The sequence below is a fragment of the Ralstonia sp. VS2407 genome, assembly GCF_052950655.1.
In genome coordinates this window covers 203,644-223,376 of the sequence record NZ_JBRFVG010000002.1, presented here as the reverse complement: position 1 = coordinate 223,376, position 19,733 = coordinate 203,644, and the positions used below count along the sequence as shown (strand labels likewise).

11 protein-coding genes are annotated in these 19,733 nt (G+C 64.3%); 4 read left to right on the top strand and 7 right to left on the bottom strand.

Translation table 11 applies throughout. The annotated features are described in order from the left end of the window. Positions 1-316 precede the first annotated feature (316 nt). From ACU8YE_RS04175 to ACU8YE_RS04160, 4 genes are all read left to right on the top strand, one after another. Positions 317-1,408, top strand: coding sequence for an alpha/beta hydrolase (locus tag ACU8YE_RS04175; protein WP_446928158.1), 1,092 nt, complete (start codon positions 317-319; stop codon positions 1,406-1,408). 115 nt (positions 1,409-1,523) lie between these two features. Beyond that, positions 1,524-2,834: an efflux RND transporter periplasmic adaptor subunit gene (locus tag ACU8YE_RS04170; RefSeq protein ID WP_322018800.1), complete on the top strand. Its 1,311-nt coding sequence runs from the start codon at positions 1,524-1,526 to the stop codon at positions 2,832-2,834. Positions 2,835-2,863: 29 nt separating this feature from the next. Continuing rightward, positions 2,864-6,070: an efflux RND transporter permease subunit gene (locus ACU8YE_RS04165; RefSeq protein ID WP_446928157.1), complete on the top strand. Its 3,207-nt coding sequence runs from the start codon at positions 2,864-2,866 to the stop codon at positions 6,068-6,070. 139 nt (positions 6,071-6,209) lie between these two features. Continuing rightward, positions 6,210-7,778 (top strand): efflux transporter outer membrane subunit, encoded by a 1,569-nt coding sequence (locus ACU8YE_RS04160; RefSeq protein ID WP_446928156.1) that lies wholly within the window; start codon positions 6,210-6,212, stop codon positions 7,776-7,778. 149 nt (positions 7,779-7,927) lie between these two features. Here ACU8YE_RS04160 and ACU8YE_RS04155 read toward each other — a convergent pair whose 3' ends face one another. The 7 genes from ACU8YE_RS04155 to ACU8YE_RS04125 form a co-directional block, all read right to left on the bottom strand. After that, positions 7,928-8,293, bottom strand: coding sequence for a hypothetical protein (locus ACU8YE_RS04155; protein WP_316870835.1), 366 nt, complete (start codon positions 8,291-8,293; stop codon positions 7,928-7,930). A 772-nt stretch (positions 8,294-9,065) separates the two neighbouring features. Further along, entirely contained in the window at positions 9,066-9,494 is a 429-nt protein-coding gene (locus tag ACU8YE_RS04150) for a tetratricopeptide repeat protein (protein WP_232039725.1), read from the bottom strand. A gap of 18 nt (positions 9,495-9,512) precedes the next feature. After that, positions 9,513-14,138, bottom strand: coding sequence for a DUF6531 domain-containing protein (locus tag ACU8YE_RS04145; RefSeq protein WP_446928155.1), 4,626 nt, complete (start codon positions 14,136-14,138; stop codon positions 9,513-9,515). Between the two features lie 13 nt (positions 14,139-14,151). Continuing rightward, positions 14,152-14,574, bottom strand: coding sequence for a DcrB-related protein (locus ACU8YE_RS04140; protein WP_316870831.1), 423 nt, complete (start codon positions 14,572-14,574; stop codon positions 14,152-14,154). Positions 14,575-14,578: 4 nt separating this feature from the next. Continuing rightward, the gene (locus ACU8YE_RS04135; protein WP_446928154.1) at positions 14,579-16,861 is read right to left on the bottom strand and encodes a type VI secretion system Vgr family protein; all 2,283 of its coding nucleotides are present in this window, start codon (positions 16,859-16,861) and stop codon (positions 14,579-14,581) included. A gap of 530 nt (positions 16,862-17,391) precedes the next feature. Beyond that, positions 17,392-18,693 (bottom strand): MFS transporter, encoded by a 1,302-nt coding sequence (locus tag ACU8YE_RS04130; RefSeq protein ID WP_232039729.1) that lies wholly within the window; start codon positions 18,691-18,693, stop codon positions 17,392-17,394. A gap of 138 nt (positions 18,694-18,831) precedes the next feature. Further along, positions 18,832-19,638 carry a putative hydro-lyase gene (locus ACU8YE_RS04125; protein WP_414563329.1) on the bottom strand — a complete coding sequence of 269 codons (807 nt, stop codon included), beginning with the start codon at positions 19,636-19,638 and terminating at the stop codon, positions 18,832-18,834. Positions 19,639-19,733 lie beyond the last annotated feature (95 nt).

Sequence of the window (19,733 nt, the reverse complement as noted above, 5' to 3'; positions counted from 1 at the left end):
GCGGGCGCACTGCCCGAATCAAAACGGGCAATGCGCCGGGCCTGTGGAATCAAGGGGTCTGCTCATGCTCATGCTCGAGCGCGTGCACGCGCTCAGAGCATGCGGCGCGATCAGGAAGGCGGCGACTACGGGTTTTCGCAGTGCAACAAGATCGGCCTTGAGCTAGGACACTTTGTAGCACAACCGTAAATATTGATTGTTCGGCTGCAACTAATAGTGATGTCTGATTATAGGCATTTATCCGCGTTCGTCTAATCACCATCATTCAGCCCATCGATATCCGGGTTATCCGCAAAGGTAAGCCCCGCCTGACATCATGGGTTCTTCTCCACCGCGCCTCGTTGTTTCGGATCGTTCGCTCACCAGCGATGCGGCATCGGCCGCTGTTCGTCCAGCACGACCGTACGCAACGCCCGCCCCCGCAAATGTTGCACTGAATAACAATTTGCGCGGCGCAGCATCGACGCTGCCTGAGCAATCTTCTGCGTGCAAGGAAACGGCTGGCGCGGTGCCGTTGCCGCGTGAGGTCACGGCCGAAGATTATTGGACGCAGGGCTACGCCAGCCGCATCCGCCTGCGCGTGTTCCGCCCGGAAATGCATGCCGACGATGCCGCCGCGCCGCTGCGCCGCCCGGGCGTGCTGTATTTGCATGGCGGCGGTTTCGTGCGCGGCTCGATCGATGATGCCGATGCGCCGGCGCGCCACCTGGCCGCCACATTGCCGGCGGTGGTGGTCACGGTCGGCTATTCGCTGGCACCCGCCGCGCCCTTTCCTGCCGCACCCGAAGATGTGTACGCCGCGCTGTGCTGCATGGCCGACCATGCCAACGCGTGGGGCATCGACCGTCGCCGCATCGCGGTGGCCGGGCATGACGCCGGCGGCAACCTCTCTGCCGCGCTGACGATGATTGCGCGCGACCGTGGCGGCCCGAATCTGCGTGCGCAAGTCCTGATCGCGCCGATGCTCGATCCGACCATGGCCCGCATGCGCCCCGACCACCTGGCCGACGCCGACAACTCGGCCGAAGTCTGCGCCGATTGCTATCGCCAGTACCTGCCCCGCCCGACCGAGCGCGTGCACCCATACGCCGCGCCGGTGGAATCGCGCCGCCTGCAGGGCCTGCCCCCCGCCCTGCTGCTCACCGCGCCGCAAGACCTGCTGCGCACCGAAGCCGAGCGCTATGCCGCGTGCCTGATTGAAGCGGGCGTGGCTACACAGGTCGTGCGTGTGAACGAAGCCTGCCATGACTCGATTGCCATGAGCGCCGTGGCGCAAGACGAGATGACGTGCTTCCTGCGCTGGCACCTCGGCATGACGCGGCAGGCGGCAGCACCTCGCAAACGCCGTCCGCGTGCGGACCGCAAGGACCGCACCTCCATAGACCCGACCGGGGAGACGCCTGGCTGAACCCATACAACAAGAAACGGAGTGCGAGGCCGCCCGCGTATTTCTACGCTGCGGCCAACGCGCTTTTATCCAGTCTTTTTCTCTTTGCTTACCCAACAAAATCGAGAGAGTCATCATGAGCCTGTCCAAACGCACACTCGCCATTTCGGTTGCCGCCGTGCTCGGCGTTGCAGCTGTGGGCACCTACGGTCTGGTCTCCAGTGCCGGCGCATCGCAGCAGCCGGCCGCCGCGCCTGCCGCCACGCCGGTGGATGTGGCACCGGTGCTGGCCAAGAACGTTTCCGAATGGGATGAGTTTTCCGGCCGCATCGAAGCCGTTCAACGCGTTGAAGTCCGCCCGCTGGTGAGCGGCACCGTCACCGCCGTCCACTTCAAAGATGGCAGCATCGTCAAGAAGGGCGACGCGCTGTTCACCATCGACCCGCGCCCCTACGCGGCCGAAGTGGCCCGCACGCAAGCCGCGCTGACGGCCGCCAAATCGCGCGTGGCCTACACCACGTCGGAGCTGGACCGTGCGCAGAAGCTGGTGGCCGACAACGCCATCGCACGCCGCGAGTTCGAAGAGAAGGAAAACGCCGCACGCGAGGCACAGGCCAACCTGCAAGGCGCTGCCGCCGCGCTGGATGCCGCCAAGCTGAACCTGGAGTACACGCACATCGTGGCGCCGGTCGCGGGCCGCGTGTCGCGCGCAGAAATCACCGTCGGCAACGTCGTCTCCGCCGGTGGTGCCGCGCCGGTGCTGACCACGCTGGTGTCGGTCTCGCCGATGTACGTGGCGTTCGATGCGGATGAACAAAGCTACCTGCGCTACTCCGCCAAGGCGGCGCAGGGCGCGAAGACGCCGGTCTACATCGGGCTGGCCAATGAAGACGGCTACACGCGCGAAGGCGTGATCCAGTCCGTCGACAACCGGCTGGATGTGCGCTCGGGCACCATCCGCGTGCGCGCCACGCTGGACAACGCCGACGGCCGCCTCACGCCGGGCCTCTACGCCCGCGTGCGCATGAGCACCGGCGCACCGCACGACGCCATCCTCATCACGGACAAGGCCATCGGCACGGACCAGGACAAGAAGTTCGTCCTGGTGGTGGATGCGGCCAACAAGACGAGCTATCGCCCGGTGGTGCTGGGCGCCTCCATCGACGGCCTGCGCGTTGTGAAGTCGGGCCTGAAGGCCGGCGAGCGCATCGTCGTGAACGGCATCCAGCGCGTGCGCCCGGGCGACGCCGTGGCGCCCAACACGGTCACCATGGATAGCCTGGTCACCAAGCGCGTGGTGCTGCCGGGTGCACAACCCGAAGCGCCCGCAGCACCGACCGAAGCCAAAGCCGACGCACCCGCTGCGCCTGCTGCCAAGGCCGAGGCCAAGCCCGCCAACGCCAAGACCGCCGCTACCGCGCAACGCCTGCCGGCCGACCGCGCTTGATTTGCGACTGAACCTCATCGCTCATAGCCATGAACTTCTCTAAATTTTTCGTGGACCGCCCGATCTTTGCGGGCGTGTTATCCACGCTGATCCTGCTGGTCGGGATCATCTCGATCTGGCGATTGCCGATCTCGGAGTACCCCGAGGTCGTGCCGCCTTCGGTGGTGGTGCGCGCGCAGTTCCCGGGCGCCAACCCGAAGGTGATTGCCGAGACCGTCGCCTCGCCGCTCGAAGAACAGATCAACGGCGTCGAGAACATGCTCTACATGCAGTCGCAGGCCAACAGCGACGGCAACCTGACCACGACGGTCACCTTCAAGCTGGGTACCGACCCGGACAAGGCGCAGCAGCTCGTGCAGAACCGCGTGTCGCAGGCGCTGCCGCGTCTGCCCGACGTGGTGCAACGCCTGGGCGTGACGACCGTCAAGAGCAGCCCCGACCTGACGATGGTGGTGCACTTGCTGTCGCCCAACGACCGCTACGACATGACGTACTTGCGCAACTACGCAGTGCTGAACGTCAAAGATCGTTTGGCGCGTATCAGCGGCGTGGGCCAGGTGCAGTTGTTCGGCTCGGGTGACTACTCGATGCGCGTGTGGCTCGACCCGAACAAGGTCGCCGAACGCGGCCTGACGGCCAACGAAGTGGTCAAGGCCATCCGCGACCAGAACGTGCAGGTCGCAGCCGGCGTGATCGGCGGCTCGCCGTCGGTGCCGGGCACGGACCTGCAACTGTCCGTCAACGCACAGGGCCGCTTGAAGACCGAACAGGAATTCGGCGACATCATCCTGAAGAGTTCGCCCGATGGCGCCGTCACGTATCTGCGTGACGTGGCCCGCATCGAGCTGGCTGCATCGGAATACGGCCTGCGCTCGCTGCTGGACAACAAGCAGGCAGTGGCCATTCCGATCTTCCAGGCACCGGGTTCCAACGCGCTGCAGATTTCGGATGACGTGCGCAAGACGATGGCCGAGCTGAAGGAAGACTTTCCCGAAGGCGTCGACTACCGCATCGTCTATGACCCGACGCAGTTCGTCCGCTCCAGTATCGAAGCCGTCACGCACACGCTGCTGGAAGCGGTGGCGCTTGTGGTGCTGGTGGTGATCCTGTTCCTGCAAACGTGGCGTGCGTCGATCATTCCGCTGCTGGCGGTGCCGGTGTCGATCATCGGTACGTTCGGCCTGATGCTGATGTTCGGCTTCTCGATCAACGCGCTGTCGCTGTTCGGGCTGGTGCTGGCGATCGGGATCGTGGTGGACGATGCCATCGTGGTGGTGGAAAACGTCGAGCGGAACATTGCCGAAGGCTTATCGCCACGCGAGGCCACGTACAAGGCCATGCGCGAGGTGAGCGGCCCGATCATCGCCATTGCCCTGACGCTGATTGCCGTGTTCGTGCCGCTGGCCTTCATGACGGGCCTGACCGGTCAGTTCTACAAGCAGTTCGCGCTGACGATCTCCATCTCGACCGTCATCTCGGCGTTCAACTCGCTCACGCTGTCGCCGGCGCTGGCCGCCCTGCTGCTCAAGAGTCACGACGCACCGAAGGATTGGCTGGCGCGCGCGATGGACAAGGGCCTCGGCTGGATCTTCCGTCCGTTCAACCGCGTATTTGGTGCCGCATCGGAGTCGTATGGCCGCAGCACCTCGCGTGTGATCGGCCGCAAGGCGGTCATGCTGGGCATCTACCTGGCGCTGATCGGCGCGACCGCGCTGTTGTTCAACAAGGTGCCGGGCGGCTTCGTGCCGATGCAGGACAAGCAGTACCTCGTGAGCTTCGCGCAGTTGCCGGACGGCGCCTCGCTTGACCGCACGGAAGACGTGATCCGCCGCATGTCCGACATCGCCCTCAAGCACCCCGGCGTGGAAAGCGCCGTGGCATTCCCGGGCCTGTCGATCAACGGCTTCACCAACAGTCCGAGCGCCGGCATCGTGTTCGTCACGCTCAAGCCGTTTGACGAGCGCAAGGCGCCCAACTTGTCGGGCGGCGCCATCGCGGGGCAGCTGAACCAGCAGTACGGTGCGATCAAGGACGCCTTCATTGCCGTGTTCCCGCCGCCGCCGGTGCAAGGCCTCGGCACGGTGGGTGGCTTCAAGCTGCAACTGGAAGACCGCGGCTCGGTCGGCTACGAGCAACTCTTTGCCGCCACGCAGGCCTTCATGGCCAAGGCACGCAAGACGCCTGAGCTGGGCCCGTCGTTCTCGAGCTACCAGATCAACGTGCCGCAGTTGAATGCCGACCTGGACCGCGTGAAGGCCAAGCAGCTTGGCGTGCCGGTCACGGATGTGTTCGACACCATGCAGGTGTACCTGGGCTCGCTGTACGTGAACGACTTCAACCGCTTCGGCCGTACGTATCAGGTGAAGGTGCAGGCAGACGCGCCGTTCCGCGCCCATGCAGAAGACATCCTGCAGTTGAAGACGCGCAACACCGCAGGCGAGATGGTGCCGCTGTCGTCGCTGCTGCGTGTGTCGCAAGGCTTCGGGCCGGACATGGTCGTGCGCTACAACGGCTACACCGCGGCCGACATCAACGGTGGCCCGGCCCCGGGCTTCTCGTCGGGCCAGGCACAGGCGGCGGTGGAACGCATCGCGCATGAAACGCTGCCCAAGGGCGTGCGCTTCGAGTGGACGGATCTGACGTATCAGCAGATCCTGGCCGGCAACTCGGCCGTGTGGATCTTCCCGATCTGCGTGCTGCTCGTGTTCCTGGTGCTGGCTGCGCAGTACGAAAGCCTGACGCTGCCGCTGGCCGTGATCCTGATCGTGCCGATGAGCCTGTTTGCCGCCATGCTGGGCGTGTGGGTCTCGCATGGAGACAACAACATCTTCACGCAGATCGGTCTGGTGGTGCTGGTGGGGCTGGCGTGCAAGAACGCCATCCTGATCGTGGAGTTTGCGCGGGAGCTAGAGCTGCAAGGACGCACCATCGTGGAAGCCGCCATCGAGGCCTGCCGCCTGCGTCTGCGCCCGATCCTGATGACGTCGATCGCTTTCATCATGGGCGTGGTGCCCCTGGTGGTGTCGACCGGCGCCGGCGCGGAAATGCGCCATGCCATGGGCGTGGCGGTGTTCGCGGGGATGCTGGGTGTGACGCTGTTCGGCCTGTTCCTCACGCCGGTGTTCTACGTGCTGCTGCGCACGCTGGCGGCACGCCGCGGCCAGCGCTCTGAAGATGCACCCGACCGCGATCTGGACCTGGATGGCGCGCTGCCCGTGCCGTCGACCCAGCACTAGGAGTCGCTAACAAAACCTAGCGCAGCGGTCCTGGCTAGGCGCGACGACGCAGACAGTACAAAGGTACGGCAAGGAGGAGCAACGACGCCAGGAAGGGTTTGTTAGCGACTCCAAGGTCAACACTCATCAAGACATCGTTATGAACGCGTCGACACAACAACAAACAGGTCCGGCCATGCGCGCCGGCCGCTGGACCCCGCTGGCGCTGGCCGCCGCGCTGTTCCTCGCGGCCTGCTCGCTCGCCCCGACCTACGAGAAGCCGGACGTTGGCACGCCCAACGCCTTCAAGGAAGCGGCACCATCGGCACAAGCGACCGATGCACCGCTGTCCGCAAACGAGCAAGGCAAGTGGAAGACCGCCGAGCCCGCCCTGCCCGCCGACGGCGCGTGGTGGAAGATCTTCAACGACCCGACGCTCGACAAGCTCGAAGCGCAGGCCGCTGAAGCCAGCCCCACGCTGGCCGCCGCCGCCGCACGCGTCACGCAAGCGCGCGCCTTCGTGCAGGCCAACCGTGCATCGCTGTTCCCGGAACTGGATGCGGGCTTCGGCCCGACGCGCCAGCGGGCTTCGGCTGCATCGGCCGGCTTGCCGGTCGGCGCGCCCGTACAGCCGCAGACGTACTGGCGCGCGCAGTCCACCGTGGCGTATGAGGTCGACCTGTTCGGCCGCGTGCGCAACAACATCGATGCCGCCGGCGCCGACGCCGAACGCGTCGAAGCGCTGTACCGTGCTGCCCGCCTGTCATTGCAGGCCGACGTGGCACAGACGTACTTCAGCCTGCGCACGCTGGATGCGGAAGAGGCGTTGCTGGCTCGCACGCTGGTCGGCCGCGAAGAGGCGCTCAAGCTCGTGCAGCGCCGCTTCAACACCGGCGACATCGGCGAGCTGGACGTCGCCCGCGCCGATGCCGAACTGGCCACGGCGCGCTCCGACCGCATCGGCGTGCAACGCCGTCGCGCGGTGCTGGAGCACGCACTGGCAACGCTGCTGGGCAAGGCACCGGCTGATTTCACGATGGGCGCAGACCCGCTGCAATCGGCCGAAGTGCGCGTACCGGCCGGCCTGCCCTCCGCCCTGCTGGAACGCCGCCCCGACGTGGCCGCCGCCGAGCGCTCGATGGCTGCTGCCAACGCGCGCATTGGCGTGGCGCGTGCGGCGTTTTTCCCGCAACTGCAACTCACGGGCGGCTTCGGCTACGAGTCGCACGACATCGGCGACCTGCTCAAATGGGGCAGCCGCACGTGGATTCTCGGGCCGCTGGTCGGCACTGCGCTGTCGCTGCCGATCTTCGATGGTGGCGCCCGCAGCGCCGGCGTGAAGCGGGCACGTGCTGCGTATGAAGAGAACGTTGCCAACTACCGCGAAAGCGTGCTCGTCGCCTTCCGCGAGGTGGAAGACAACCTCTCGGAACTGCGCCTGCTGGCCGATCAGGCCAAGGCCCAGGACGACGCCGTGCGAGCCTCCACGCGCGCCGCGCAGCTGTCCCGCACGCGCTACAACGCGGGCTCGGTCAACTACCTGGACGTGATCGATGCCGAGCGCAACATGCTGTCCGCCGAACGCATCGGCGTGCAGCTTGCTGGCAGCCGCGTGAACTCCACGGTGGGGCTCATCAAGGCACTGGGCGGTGGGTGGGGTGATCTGCCGCCGGCAGGACCGGCTAATGCAGCCACCGCGGCCCAGCCCGCAACGGTGGCACAGCAGTAAAGACTTCTCCTCTCTCTCTGGAAAGCGAGATCTGCGCGGCTTCGGCCGCGTTTTTTTTTGCCGCGGACTGCCTGCGATCCACAGTCATGTCATCTTCGCGCAGCGCTGCGCGACATTCCCGCCCGTCACGGGAATGCGTCAATCTGTTGTTACTGGCTGTAGCCGCGCCGCTCTATGGCGGCTAACACGTCCCACGTCTGCGGATCAACATCGCGCCCGCCGAGCGACATCGATACGTAGGCATCAATCGCATCCACAAAGCCTTTGATGAAGGCCGGTGGAAATGACTGCGTGGAGAACACCTGAAGTTGTTCGCGCAGCATGCCCGGCCGGCATTGGCCGTGTGTGCACATGGCGGTGCGCGTGCGCTTGAGATACGCCTGCGCTGCGATGGTGCCGTTCAGGTAGGTGCGGTTCTTGGTGAGCCGCCCTGTGTCGAATGACGTGGGCGCTGGGCTCGGTGGTGCGGGTGGAGAGGGGTAGGACGCGCGTCGCGTCGCGTCGGAAATCGGCATAGGAGCCTCCTTGGAATTGAAGGAGCCTCACCATCTCGGCGCTAAACGAGGGTGGCGGGCCTGACGATGGTGTTAGCGACCCGGTCCCAAGGAAACCGGTAGACCCGAAGGTCTCACCATCCGGCCCGCCAAAGTAGGCGCGAACGGAAGCAGCAGTGCGACTGCATGCAGCAATCGTCCGCCTTGGTGTTTCAGGTCGCTAAACCAGGCTGCCGTTGGTGCGGCAGCGGGCCGATTATAGCGGCGCAGGCGCCTTCCAAGTTCCGATTCCGTCTATCAGGCTCTGAAGCGCAAGGGCCGTGCGCGCACCGGGCATTCCGCTTCGCAGCGCGCGAAGACCAAACCTTTCGGAAGCAAACCTGACCCCTAACCCACCGTCGTTGCCCCGCAGACTGCGGAGCGCCGCAGCTTTCGGTGCGCGCATGGGTCCTAAACATTCGATTTCCACAGCCCGAGAGCGGCGCGCGACCATCAAACAGTGGCGCACGACCCTTGGAGGGTCAAACGCGGCCCAAAAACATTCGCCCCATCGGACCTCCGAGCCCCGAGCCCCGCCCTCAAACCGTCGACGTTGTCCAGTTGAGGCCGACGCTCGAGTGTCCGAGGCTCGATGGCGGGTGTCGGAGGTCGAAAATTTCGACCTCCGACTGCGGAATGCGAGTGTTTGAGGCTCGCATTCCGCCCGCAGAGGTTCACGTTCGACGGTTGGTGGTCCACGTTCGAGCCATAAGGGCCCGTGACCGGCAGTTCAGCTGCGTCTTTTTGCCCCCTATCAGAGCTTGATCTTCGTTTCCAGGAATTCGAGGTACTTGGGATCGTCTTCGAGAAAGATGTCCAAGCCGCCGCCCATATAGGCGCGGGTCAGTTCATCGGTCGCTTTATCGAAGTTGCCCTGCTCGTAGTAAAGCTGGCCGAGGCGAAGATGGATGTACGGATTGCCCAAGCCCTTGGGACACTGCACGGCGTTGTAGAAACACTTGAACGCCTTGTCGAAATTGTTCGTGCGGAAGTGGACGTCGCCAATGGCGACATAGATCCAAGTGGCGGCTTCCCAGTCGAGCGGGTTGTCGGGCAGCAGGCGTAGTGCGGCGATGTAGTGCTGTTTGCCGGCGTCGAGGTTCCCCTGCTCTACCAGTTCGTCGCCTTGCTTACAGAGGTCGGTGATTTGCGCGTAAAGCGCATCCGGAAGTGTCTTGCTCATGCTGTGTGTGCTCTAGCTCTAATCAATGTCGTCAATGCTGAAATAGCCGGCCTTTTCCTCCGGCGTTGCCGGTGAGTCATAGGTCGTACCCATCTTCGCGCCGTTACTTCTGTTGATACTCTTAGGCTCCAACTCGTAGTTCTTTGGATCGTTCATGAATTCGCGCACTTCTGGCGATCGAGGGCCATAGTAGCGCCCTTCCGTATTCCAATAATCCACGGCCGACTGTTTGTGGCCCATGTCTGTTTGATCGATTGGGTACCATTTTCCATCCGCACCGAGAACCTCCCGCCCGTCGCCCTCCCCCTTCAATGTGCCTTCCTTGCGCATCCGGTCCTGTACTTCACGCCCGACCGGCGAATCCTTTGAAGGCGTCGAACCCATGTATTTACTGCGGTTCGACATGCCATCGCCGTTCATTCGCTGCCACCGCAAGACATCCGGGTTGGAGGGTGCCGGCAGCTTTGCATAGACCTCCCCGTTATCGCCCACCTTGATCTCAAGGGGCTTGCCGTTCAACGACTTCGAAAGCTTAGCGGCATCCTCGACTGACAACCCCATCTCACGCAATGACTTGTAGTTGGCATAGCGTTGTTCGCACACCGCCAACCCAAGCGGATCCATCTCCCGCAACGGGTTCTGCACATAGCCCTGTGTACGGTGCCCACCGCGGATGGCGATCGGGTCAATGCTGAGATAGCAGCCGCTGTCGGGGTCGTAGTAGCGGTTCAGGTTGTAATGCAGCCCCGACTCTTCGTCTGCCCACTGCCCCGCAAAACGCAGGCTGGTGTCGGGGGCGGCTTCCGCAGCATGTGCCTCTTCACTGATCCGCCTGCCCCACAGGTTGTAGCGGGCAGACCAGACCTTCTCACCTGTGTCGCGGTATATCTCCAGCGGCAGGCCGGTGGGGGCGTTGAAGATCGCGTACATCTGGTCGCCGCATTCCTGCGCCAGCGGTGCGAAGCTCTCTGGCTCGAAATGCCAGGTCGTGACAGCGCCCGTTTGCCCATCGCGGCCGCATTCCCACCGTTCAGCCAACGTGTAACCGTCCCACAGGAAGCGCTGCGCGCGCCCGGTCTCGACATGCGTCTTCTCAATACGCCGGCCGAACGCGTCGTAGCGGTACATCCATGTTTCGTTGGCAGGCGTGTGAACTTCGGTCAGGCGGTTCAGACCGTCCCAGGCGTAACGCCATGTCCGAGGGTGTTCGCCGGGTTGCTCGATGGTCTTTTCGATGACGCGCCCGCGAGCGTCGTAGCGATAGTGGATATGCCCCGCCTGAACGGGCAAGCCACCTGCTAGGTAATCGTGTCGATCGACGGGACCTCTACGGCCATGCGCGGCAATGTTCCGGGATACATCGTAGGCATAGTGCTCTGCGGGCTGCCGAACGCTATCGAAGGCGGTGACCTGTCCGCGCGCGTCGTGCGTATACACGAAGCTGTCTGCATCGGTATCGATCTGGGTCAGCTGCCCCGCAGCGTCGTAGCGGAAATGCTGACGCGTCAGGCTCTGCAGCGCTTCGACAGGGTTGACCGGCAGCGCGTCAAAGGCCGCACGGGGGCCGGCCGTCTGGCGCTGCAGGCGGTCTACGGCGTCGTACTGCCGCTGCAGAATGAATTCACCGGCCTGCCGACCCGTTTCGCGGCCAAGCAGATCCCGCTGGATGGTCATGCCGCCAACCTGCGTCAGGGCGCCGAGCGCATCGTACTCATAGCGTGTTTCCCGATGCGCAGTCTTGCGCGCCTCGCGCCGGCCCCGCGCGTCGTAGGCATGTTGGAGGCGCTGGCCGTGCTGATCCTCCTCGATCAGGCGGCCCTTGCTGTCGTAGCGGAAGCGGATGACGTGCGTGGACTCGCTTTGCACCGCGGCAGCGGTCATGCACCCCGCCGCGTCGTACCGGTAGACGAGTTTGACGTCGCCCGCGTCGATCGCCACAGGCCGGTCGCCCGCGTCATATCGATACAGCCAGACACCGCCGTCCGGCCACGTCTTCTTGACCACCCGCCCGGCTACATCGCGCTCATAGTGTGAGACTCGGCCGCCCCAGTCGATCTCGGTGACAAGCCGCCCAGCTGCGTCGTAGCGGTACTCCCACACCTCACCGCGCGCATTGACGATCCGCACCGGCCGCGTTGCATGATCGTACTCAAAGCGGGTGGCATGGCCGGCGGCATCGGTGGTGCTTGTCAGCAGATCGAACGGACCGTAGGTATAGCGCGTGATCCGGCCCAGCGGATCGGTGTTCGCCACCGCCAGCCCTTCTGCGTTGTAGGCGGTGCGATGCATGCTGCGGTCCGGCAGTGTGGTCAGCGCCCGGTTGCCGCGCGGATTGTCCACGCCGGCGGCGTAGTCGTGACGCGTCACGTTGCCGTGCGCATCGACCTCTTCGAGCAGGCGCCCAAGCACATCGAAGCGTGTGCCCTGCTTCGCGCCCGTGGGCAAACGCGTGCTGATGAGCCGAAGCTGTGCGTCATAGTCGAAGCGGGTTTCCTGCTCTCCCTCGACCGCCCGCAGAAGCTCACCCCGTTCACCGTACCGATAGCGTTTGACCTGCCCATCTGGTTCGGTGCGTGCCATCAGCCGATGCTTGTCGTCATACTCCATTGCCACGCGATCGCCGTTTGGCTGCACCACAGCCGCAAGGCGACGCTGTGCGTCGTACTTGAACAGCGTGGCGCCGCCGGCGGCATCGCCCATGCTGGCCAGCCGGCCCTGCGTGTCGTATCCGAAATCGGTGCGCCGCCCGAGCGGGTCGGTTTGAGACGCCAATCGGCCAAGTTGCCACTCGCGTTGAATCACATGCCCAAGCGGGTTCACCTCGCGTGTGACCAGTCCTTCGGCGTTGTGGGCGTAGAGCCATTCACCATCGATATCGAGCACACGCGTGACGCCGTCCTCATAGACGAAGCGGCCGGTGTGGTAACCCTCGCGTGTGCCGGTCTCGACCACGCGGCCGAAGCTGTCGTAGGCGTAGCGAACCTCTGTCTGGTCGGCGTCGCGCCAGCTCGTCATCCAGCCGTGCGCCTCGTAGGTGTAGTGGAACTCACCATGCTGGAAACTCGACACCTGCGCGAGCATGCCGCCTTCATACAGGTAGTCGGCCAAACGTCGTGTCTCGCCCGACTCTTCGAGCAAGGTAATGCTGGACACCGTGCGCAGCGCGCCCGGATACGTCAACACGAGCGCGTAACCGGTCGTGTGTCGCAGCTCGGTCAGCCGGCCATGGGTGTCGTACTCGAACGCGATGGCATTGCCGCTCCAGTCCTCGATACGCTCGATGCGCGATACGGCGCCGTCGACCAATGGTGCAAACCACAGGATATGGCGCGTTTCATCGTCAAGGACGCGAGGTGCGGTTCGCGTGCCCTCCAGGCGATAACGTGGTTCGCGCAGGTTGATGCCGTTGAGATCGGCATCGGGGGCCTCAAAGGTGATCGTGAGCCCACCACCATCGAAGAAACGAACGAGGCGACCTTCATCCAACCGCAAGCGCTGCGACCAGTTCGTCGACCACCTTGGACCAAGCAGGCCCTCGTCATCCGAACGCGTGCGGTAGCGGCGCGTGAGCACTAGAGGCAGAACGCCGGGAATCGACACGTCTGTGCGGATCTCCACCATCTCGCCGGTCGCCACGTCGATTGGGTCTTTGCAGTCGGTGGCGGTTTCGTCTTTGACGCCGTCACGTTCGGCCGACTTGTTCGGCTCTCCCGGCGCCCTGCCGCCGATCATGCCGCCCAGCTTGGCCCCAAGCAGCCCACCCACGAGACCCGCAAAGAACTCTTCGCCGGCTGTCAGCTCGGGATTCTTCGGCCCGAACTGCCCGGTGGTCTTGTCGATCAGGATGCTCTTGCGCCCAGAGTTCACCTTGCCGCTGCAATGGCTCGAATGGCCGATGCGCACGATCGGCAGTTGGTTGACGGTGATGGTCAGACTGCCTTCGACCAGCGGCTCGGGCCCGGGGTGCTTATCGCAAGCGATGATGTCCGTCACACGCGCCGCGGCTTTGCCTTCGAAGGTGACATTGCCTGAGCCAGACGCGATCTTTCCGCAGTTGCTGCCCATGCTCTGGCTGGCTGCGGCCAAACCGCTTCCGAGGCTCAGGCCACCTGCCATACAGGCACCCACGATCACCGCACCGGCCAGCCCACCGGTCGCCACCGTCGCGGCAACCGCGGCTCCAATGGCGACCCCGATTGCGAGACCGGCCACCATGCCCCAGAAGCCCGATGAATGCGCGATGTCGTCACCCACGCACGCCGGGTGCGGATCGCCCTTTCCAATGCTCAAGCCCAGCTTGTCGCCAAGCCATTCGGCGCCTTTCTCAACGGCGCCGGTGACACCAATCTTGCCAAGCAGCCACGCACCGCCCAGTGCCACCACAGCGGGCACGGCGGCCAGCGCTGCGGCACCTGCCGCAGCCGCACCGGTCGCGCCCGCAGCGGTTGCTGCGGTGCCGGCGGCGTACGCGCCATAGCCAACGTCGGCGCCCAACATGCCGTAGTTGGCGCCGTCCACCCACTTCATCTGCGACTGCTTTTTCGCCTCGCCGTCTTCCAGGTTCTGAAGCGCGGCCAAGCGCTCGTCGGCGGTGCCGCTCGGCCCGGTGGGAGTGCTCGGTGTGCTTGGATCTTGATCCGCCATGGCAGCGCTGCGCTCAGGCGGGCTCGTTCAGGCGCAGGCTCTGCACCACGCCTTCTACCAGCGTCTTCTGACTGGCGCTCAGCACCCCGGGCGCGGTAAAGGTGAGCATCAGCACCTGCTTGCCGTGCTCCACCATCGTCAGCAACTGCTGCAGTGGCCGGCCGTTGTTCGACCATTTGTATTCGTGCGCATACGCTGCGCGGCCGGACACCGTGGTTTCGCTGCTGCTCACCGCTTCATAGTCGGGCACCTGCTTGGCGAGCTTTTGCAGCTCGCTGGCGGCGTACTCGCCAAACTGCATGCCCCATGGCAGACGCTCGCGCGTGACGACAAAGCTCACGCCCTCCGTGCCGGTGGAGGCGGAGACGAACACATTCATCGTCTTGTCGATCCAGTCCGGTGGGAGCAACAAGGAACCTTCCTGCATCTGATACATGGTGTCAGCCGTTATCCGGGTTGATATGGGTATTGGGTGCCTGGATCTTGATCTCGGCCGCATCCAGCCGGATCGTGGATGAGCCCTTGTGCAGCTCGATCGCATCGGCCGTCATATGGATCGACGTCCCGCCGGCACCGCCCACCTTGATCCACAGTTCCTTGGCCTCGATCGTGTGCACACCGGCGGGCGACTTCTGCGTGGTGTTGCCTTGCGTGACCGTGTCCGTCAGATCCCCCACCGACACCGTCGTCTCGTAGTTGCCCTTCGATACCGTGAGCGTTTTGTCGCCCGTGCTCACGGTCGTTTCCATGTTGCCGGTGTCGATCTGCGTCTTGTGGTGGCCCTGGGTAACCAGCGTGGTGTGGTCGCCCTTGACGGCTTCGCTCAGGTTGCCGGTAGAGACCTCCGTCGCATGGTTGCCCGTCGACACCAGGATCGTCCGATCGCCCTTGACCACATGCGTGCTCTGCGCGTCTTGCACCACGGTGTTCATATCTTTCTGCGCGTGCATGAACACTTCCTGCGCGCCATTCACGTCGGAGAAGCGCAGCTCGTTGGAGCCACCTCCCTTGTGCGTCTGGCTGCGGATGCCCATGGTCTGGCCGCCATCGCCGTGGTACGGGTTGGCGGCCTCGCCGTTGAACACGCGGCCGACAATCACCGGGTTGTCGGGGTCGCCCTCGTTGAAGGCGACGATCACCTCTTGGCCGATACGCGGGATGGCCGCGCCGCCCCAACCCGCGCCCGCCCACGGCTGCGACACGCGCACCCAGATGGAATCGGAGCCATCCATCTTGCCGCGCCGGTCCCAGAAGAAATGCACCTTGACGCGGCTGCCGTCGGTATGGATCTCTTCGCCTTTGGGGCCGACCACCACAGCCGCCTGCGTACCGTACATGTAGGGCTTGGGTGTGCGGCGCTCGGGGCGGAACGGCACCTCCACGGGCAGGCACGTAAAGCTGTTGCGGTACGGCTGCTCGGCGCCCTGGCTCGTGTAGTCGTTCACGGCGTGGTGGCGTACGTGCAGCAGAACAAAGGCCTTGTCGTCGTAGGCCGAGACGGGGTGGTTGGTCAGCCGGAAGCGCCCGGCCGTGGTCATGGCCTGCACGAAGCCTGCACCCTTGAACCGATGCGCCTGCGCCTCTTCTGCTTCCATGGCATGGCGCGCGTACCGGCGGCCGTCGTCGCTGTGGTCGTACAGCGAGTGGTATTCGTAGCGCTCGGTGCCGCCAATGTTCGGGTTCTTCAGCGTGGTCGGCACTTCCACGTGCATCAGCGGAGACGACGGTGTGTCGTAGTTGAAATCCCGATAGGTGATCTTGCCCACGCGAAAGTTGAACGCCTCGTCCCACCGGTCGATGCCGTTGCGCTCGCTGGCGGCGCTGGCGCCGTAGTACGGAATCGTATCGACAGGCGTCAGCGGCTTGAACAGGTCGTTGGTGTCGCCAATGACGAGGACGTGCCGGTCTTTCTCGTAGCGGTGCGTCCAGAACATGCCCTCCTGCTCCATCAGGCGGGCGCAGAAGTTGAAGTAGGACTCCCGGTACATGACGACGTATTCGAGCCGCGCCTGCTCCGACTTCAGGTTGAACTCAAAATCGTGAAAGCCGAGCTCGACAAAGATCTCGGAGAGGATATCTTCCGTGGTCTTGTTCTGGAAGATGCGGCAGTCCGTCGAGCGCGTGAGAAACCAGAACCACGGCACCACCGTCATCTCGTAGCGCGTGACCGAGCCGGGGTGCCCGACTCGCCCGAACGATGCAACGTAGCCCTGAAAGTAGCGCTGGCCGATTTCCGGCCCGGCCGCCAGCTGGCTGAACACGCCGCCGGTGGACTTGGGTTCCAGCGACACCGACACCTGCTGCCCGACGATCTTGTCGATCTCAATTTCGCTCTGGTGCGATAGCAGGTCGAGATGGATTTCCGGCAGGCGGCTGACGTACTCGTTCACCACCAGCGCATTGACCAGCAGTACGTCGGGCCCGAGTGGCGACTCCATGCGCACGAAGCGGCTGGCCTGCGTCAGGCGAGACTTCGCGCCGGGCATGCCGTTGATGGCATCGGCAATCGAGGCTGGCGTGCGCCCAAGCAGCGACATGCCCGTCTGCGCCAACTGCGCAGCGCGCGCCGCGCCCCCAATCAAACCGGCCCCCGGCGCGTTGCCGAGCATGCCGGCAGCATCCGCAAGCATGCCGATGCCCGACGACAATCCGCCGCCGGACAGGGTCGAAAAAAAGGAATTTCCGGACGGCGCTTTGCCGTTGCCGGTAGAGGTGAAACTCATGGGCCCGCTCCCATCGTTCTATGCGATTTGCACCGGCCGGGCCAACTACGCAGACTCGTTGCCTTCAGCCGGAATCCCCCCGGCATGCCCGCCGATACGTTGTCGACAGGCGATGGCTCGCATGCTAGTGGAAGCGTGCGTTTTTCAGATGAGCGTTCCGTTACTTGGAGCCTGAAAGTTATTGAATTCTGGTTTAACGCGGGCTAATTGCGCTGGGCCAAGTCGGTATGCGTGCACTTGATTGGCGCAGGGCCACGCCAAGATTAACGATTGATAAAAAACCAACGCCAATCCCGCGCGCCGGACTCCCTGCATTCACGCGTCGAACACCTTCAACGTGGCCCCAAGCGCGTCTGCAGATTGTCGGCGGGCTCTTCCTCGGTCGACTGCCTGAACGTGATTGACCGGCGGATAGATCAGTGCTTCATGTCCGGCGTGTCTTGAAACCGCCGAGGCATATCGATGCACAAAAAAAAGCGCGGCGTCTTCCAAACGCCGCGCGCTGTGCACTTTTGGGGGAAGCACTGGAGTTAAATCGATTCGAGTTCTCGGCCGCGCGTTTCCGGCAAGGTGAGCGCCGCCACGATGAGCAGCCCATAGGCGCCCGCCGCGAAGATGCCGATGGCATGCCCGAGGGACGAATGCGCACTCACCTGCCCGATCAGGAACGGAAAGCATGCGCCAACCGCCCGGCCCACGTTGTAGCAAAAGCCCTGGCCCGAGCCGCGCACCGCCGTCGGGAACAACTCGGTCAGGAACGCACCCATGCCGGCAAAGATGCCCGAGGCAAAGAAGCCCAGCGGCAGGCCGAGCAGCAGCATTGTGTTGTCGGTCACCTCCAGTTGCGTGTAGGCCAGCGCCACCACCATCGAGCCCACCGCAAACAGGATGAAGTTGCGCTTGCGGCCCAGGCGGTCAGTCAGCACCGCGCTGGTCAGGTAGCCGATGTACGAACCAATGATCACCACGGCCAGATAGCCGCCGGTGCCCAGCACGGTCAGATGGCGCTCGGTTTTCAGGAACGTCGGCAGCCACGTGGTGATGGCGTAGTAGCCGCCTTGCGCGCCGGTGGTCAGCACAGCGGCACGCAGCGTGGTGCTCAATAGCCGCGGAGAGAAAATCTCGAAGAAGCTCGTGCGCTCGGCGGCTTGTGACTTGGCTTCCTGAAACACCTCCGGCTCTTTCACCAGCCTGCGCAGGAAGAACACGAACACCGCCGGCACGATCCCCACGAGGAACAACGCGCGCCATGCGGTCTCGGGCGGCATCACGCTGAAGAACCACGCATACAGCAATGCCGATGCGCCCCAACCCAGCGCCCACCCCGCTTGCACCATGCCAACGGCCTTGCCGCGATCCTGCGAGCGGATGGCCTCGCCGATCAGCACCGCGCCGGCCGTCCATTCGCCGCCAAAGCCGAAGCCCATGAGCGTGCGCGCAATCAGCAGTTGTTCGTAGTTCTGCGCAAGGCCGCACAGGAAGGTAAACACCGCAAACCACAGGATGGTGATCTGCAACGCGCGCACGCGCCCGATGCGATCCGACAGGATGCCAGCCACCCAGCCCCCCGCCGCCGATGCCAGCAACGTGCATGTGCCGATCAACCCCGCATCGGCCTTGGACAAGCCCCACACGCCGATCAACGTGGGGATGACGAAGCTCAGGATCTGCGTGTCCATCGCGTCGAGCGCGTAGCCCACCTTGCAGCTCCAGAACGTGCGCCGCTCCTGCGTGGATATCTCTCGGTACCAGCGGAACAAACCGCCGGAATTGGCTGCGGCCGTGGCGTCCGTCCCGGCGGGCGCTCGCGCAACCGTTGCTTCGGTTGTCATGGTGTTTCCTCCTTGTTACTGATGCTGTCTCGATGCGTCTATCGCTTATGGCTTGCTATAAACCAGCGCCTCTGCGTGCGCCGGCTGGAACCCCGGTACCCGTCCGTCTTTCGCTCTCTCGCTCTTGCGACTGCGTGCTCAGGTCAGCGCTGCGGTGCGCAGGTCTGTGATCAGCATGTGCCCCGGCGCATGCGTGATGCACAGCTCGGGCCGCGCTTGCTGCACCACCGCCTGGGGTGTCACGCCACAGGCCCAGAACACCGGCACCTCGCCAGGCTGCACGGGCACGGCATCCCCCCAATCGGGCTGCGCCAGATCAGCAATGCCGATGGCCGCAGGGTCACCAAAATGCACCGGCGCGCCGTGCGCACGCGGCATGCGCGAGGTGATCTCGATCGCGCGGATGGCGTTGGGCACCGACATCGGCCGCATCGACACCACGAGCTTGCCCGCCAGGCGGGACGTACCGATCGTGTCGACCGACGTGCGATACATCGCCACGTTGCGCGACATGGCGATATGGCGCAGCGGCACACCCGCCTCCATCAACGCATGCTCGAACGAGAAAGAGCAGCCAATGGCAAACGCAACCATGTCGTCGGTCCACAGCGCTTCAACGTCGGCCGGTTCGTCGGCCAGCTCGCCGTTGCGGTAGACGCGATAGCGCGGCACGTCGCGGCGCACGTCAACGTCCTGGCCCAGATGGCGAAATACGGGCACGCCGGGCTCGGTCACGTCCAGCAGCGGGCACGGTTTCGGGTTGAGCTGGCAGAAGCGCAGGAACTCGTTGGCCCACGTATCGCGCAGCATCACGATGTTGGCCTGCACGTAGCCATCGCACAGGCCGCTGGTATGGCCACGCAGCACGCCCGAGCGCGCCGCCAGGCGGGCGGAATACGGATTTGCGTAGGCCACGCTGGCACCCGTGCGGGCGGGTAAGGGCATCGGTGCCGGTTGTTCCGGCATTCTTTTTGCCTGGGCTGTCTCCACTGCCGTCGTCATGCAAGCTCTTCCACAAGGTTGTTTGTGCGGCTGATTGT

Excerpts from the sequence above, each read along its gene's own strand:
- ACU8YE_RS04150 (WP_232039725.1), bottom strand. The coding sequence starts at position 9,494 with ATGAGCAAGACACTTCCGGATGCGCTTTACGCGCAAATCACCGACCTC.
- ACU8YE_RS04155 (WP_316870835.1), bottom strand. The coding sequence starts at position 8,293 with ATGCCGATTTCCGACGCGACGCGACGCGCGTCCTACCCCTCTCCACCC.
- ACU8YE_RS04140 (WP_316870831.1), bottom strand. The coding sequence starts at position 14,574 with ATGTATCAGATGCAGGAAGGTTCCTTGTTGCTCCCACCGGACTGGATC.
- ACU8YE_RS04165 (WP_446928157.1), top strand. The coding sequence starts at position 2,864 with ATGAACTTCTCTAAATTTTTCGTGGACCGCCCGATCTTTGCGGGCGTG.
- ACU8YE_RS04125 (WP_414563329.1), bottom strand. The coding sequence starts at position 19,638 with ATGCCCTTACCCGCCCGCACGGGTGCCAGCGTGGCCTACGCAAATCCG.
- ACU8YE_RS04175 (WP_446928158.1), top strand. The coding sequence starts at position 317 with ATGGGTTCTTCTCCACCGCGCCTCGTTGTTTCGGATCGTTCGCTCACC.
- ACU8YE_RS04170 (WP_322018800.1), top strand. The coding sequence starts at position 1,524 with ATGAGCCTGTCCAAACGCACACTCGCCATTTCGGTTGCCGCCGTGCTC.
- ACU8YE_RS04145 (WP_446928155.1), bottom strand. The coding sequence starts at position 14,138 with ATGGCGGATCAAGATCCAAGCACACCGAGCACTCCCACCGGGCCGAGC.
- ACU8YE_RS04130 (WP_232039729.1), bottom strand. The coding sequence starts at position 18,693 with ATGACAACCGAAGCAACGGTTGCGCGAGCGCCCGCCGGGACGGACGCC.
- ACU8YE_RS04135 (WP_446928154.1), bottom strand. The coding sequence starts at position 16,861 with ATGAGTTTCACCTCTACCGGCAACGGCAAAGCGCCGTCCGGAAATTCC.
- ACU8YE_RS04160 (WP_446928156.1), top strand. The coding sequence starts at position 6,210 with ATGAACGCGTCGACACAACAACAAACAGGTCCGGCCATGCGCGCCGGC.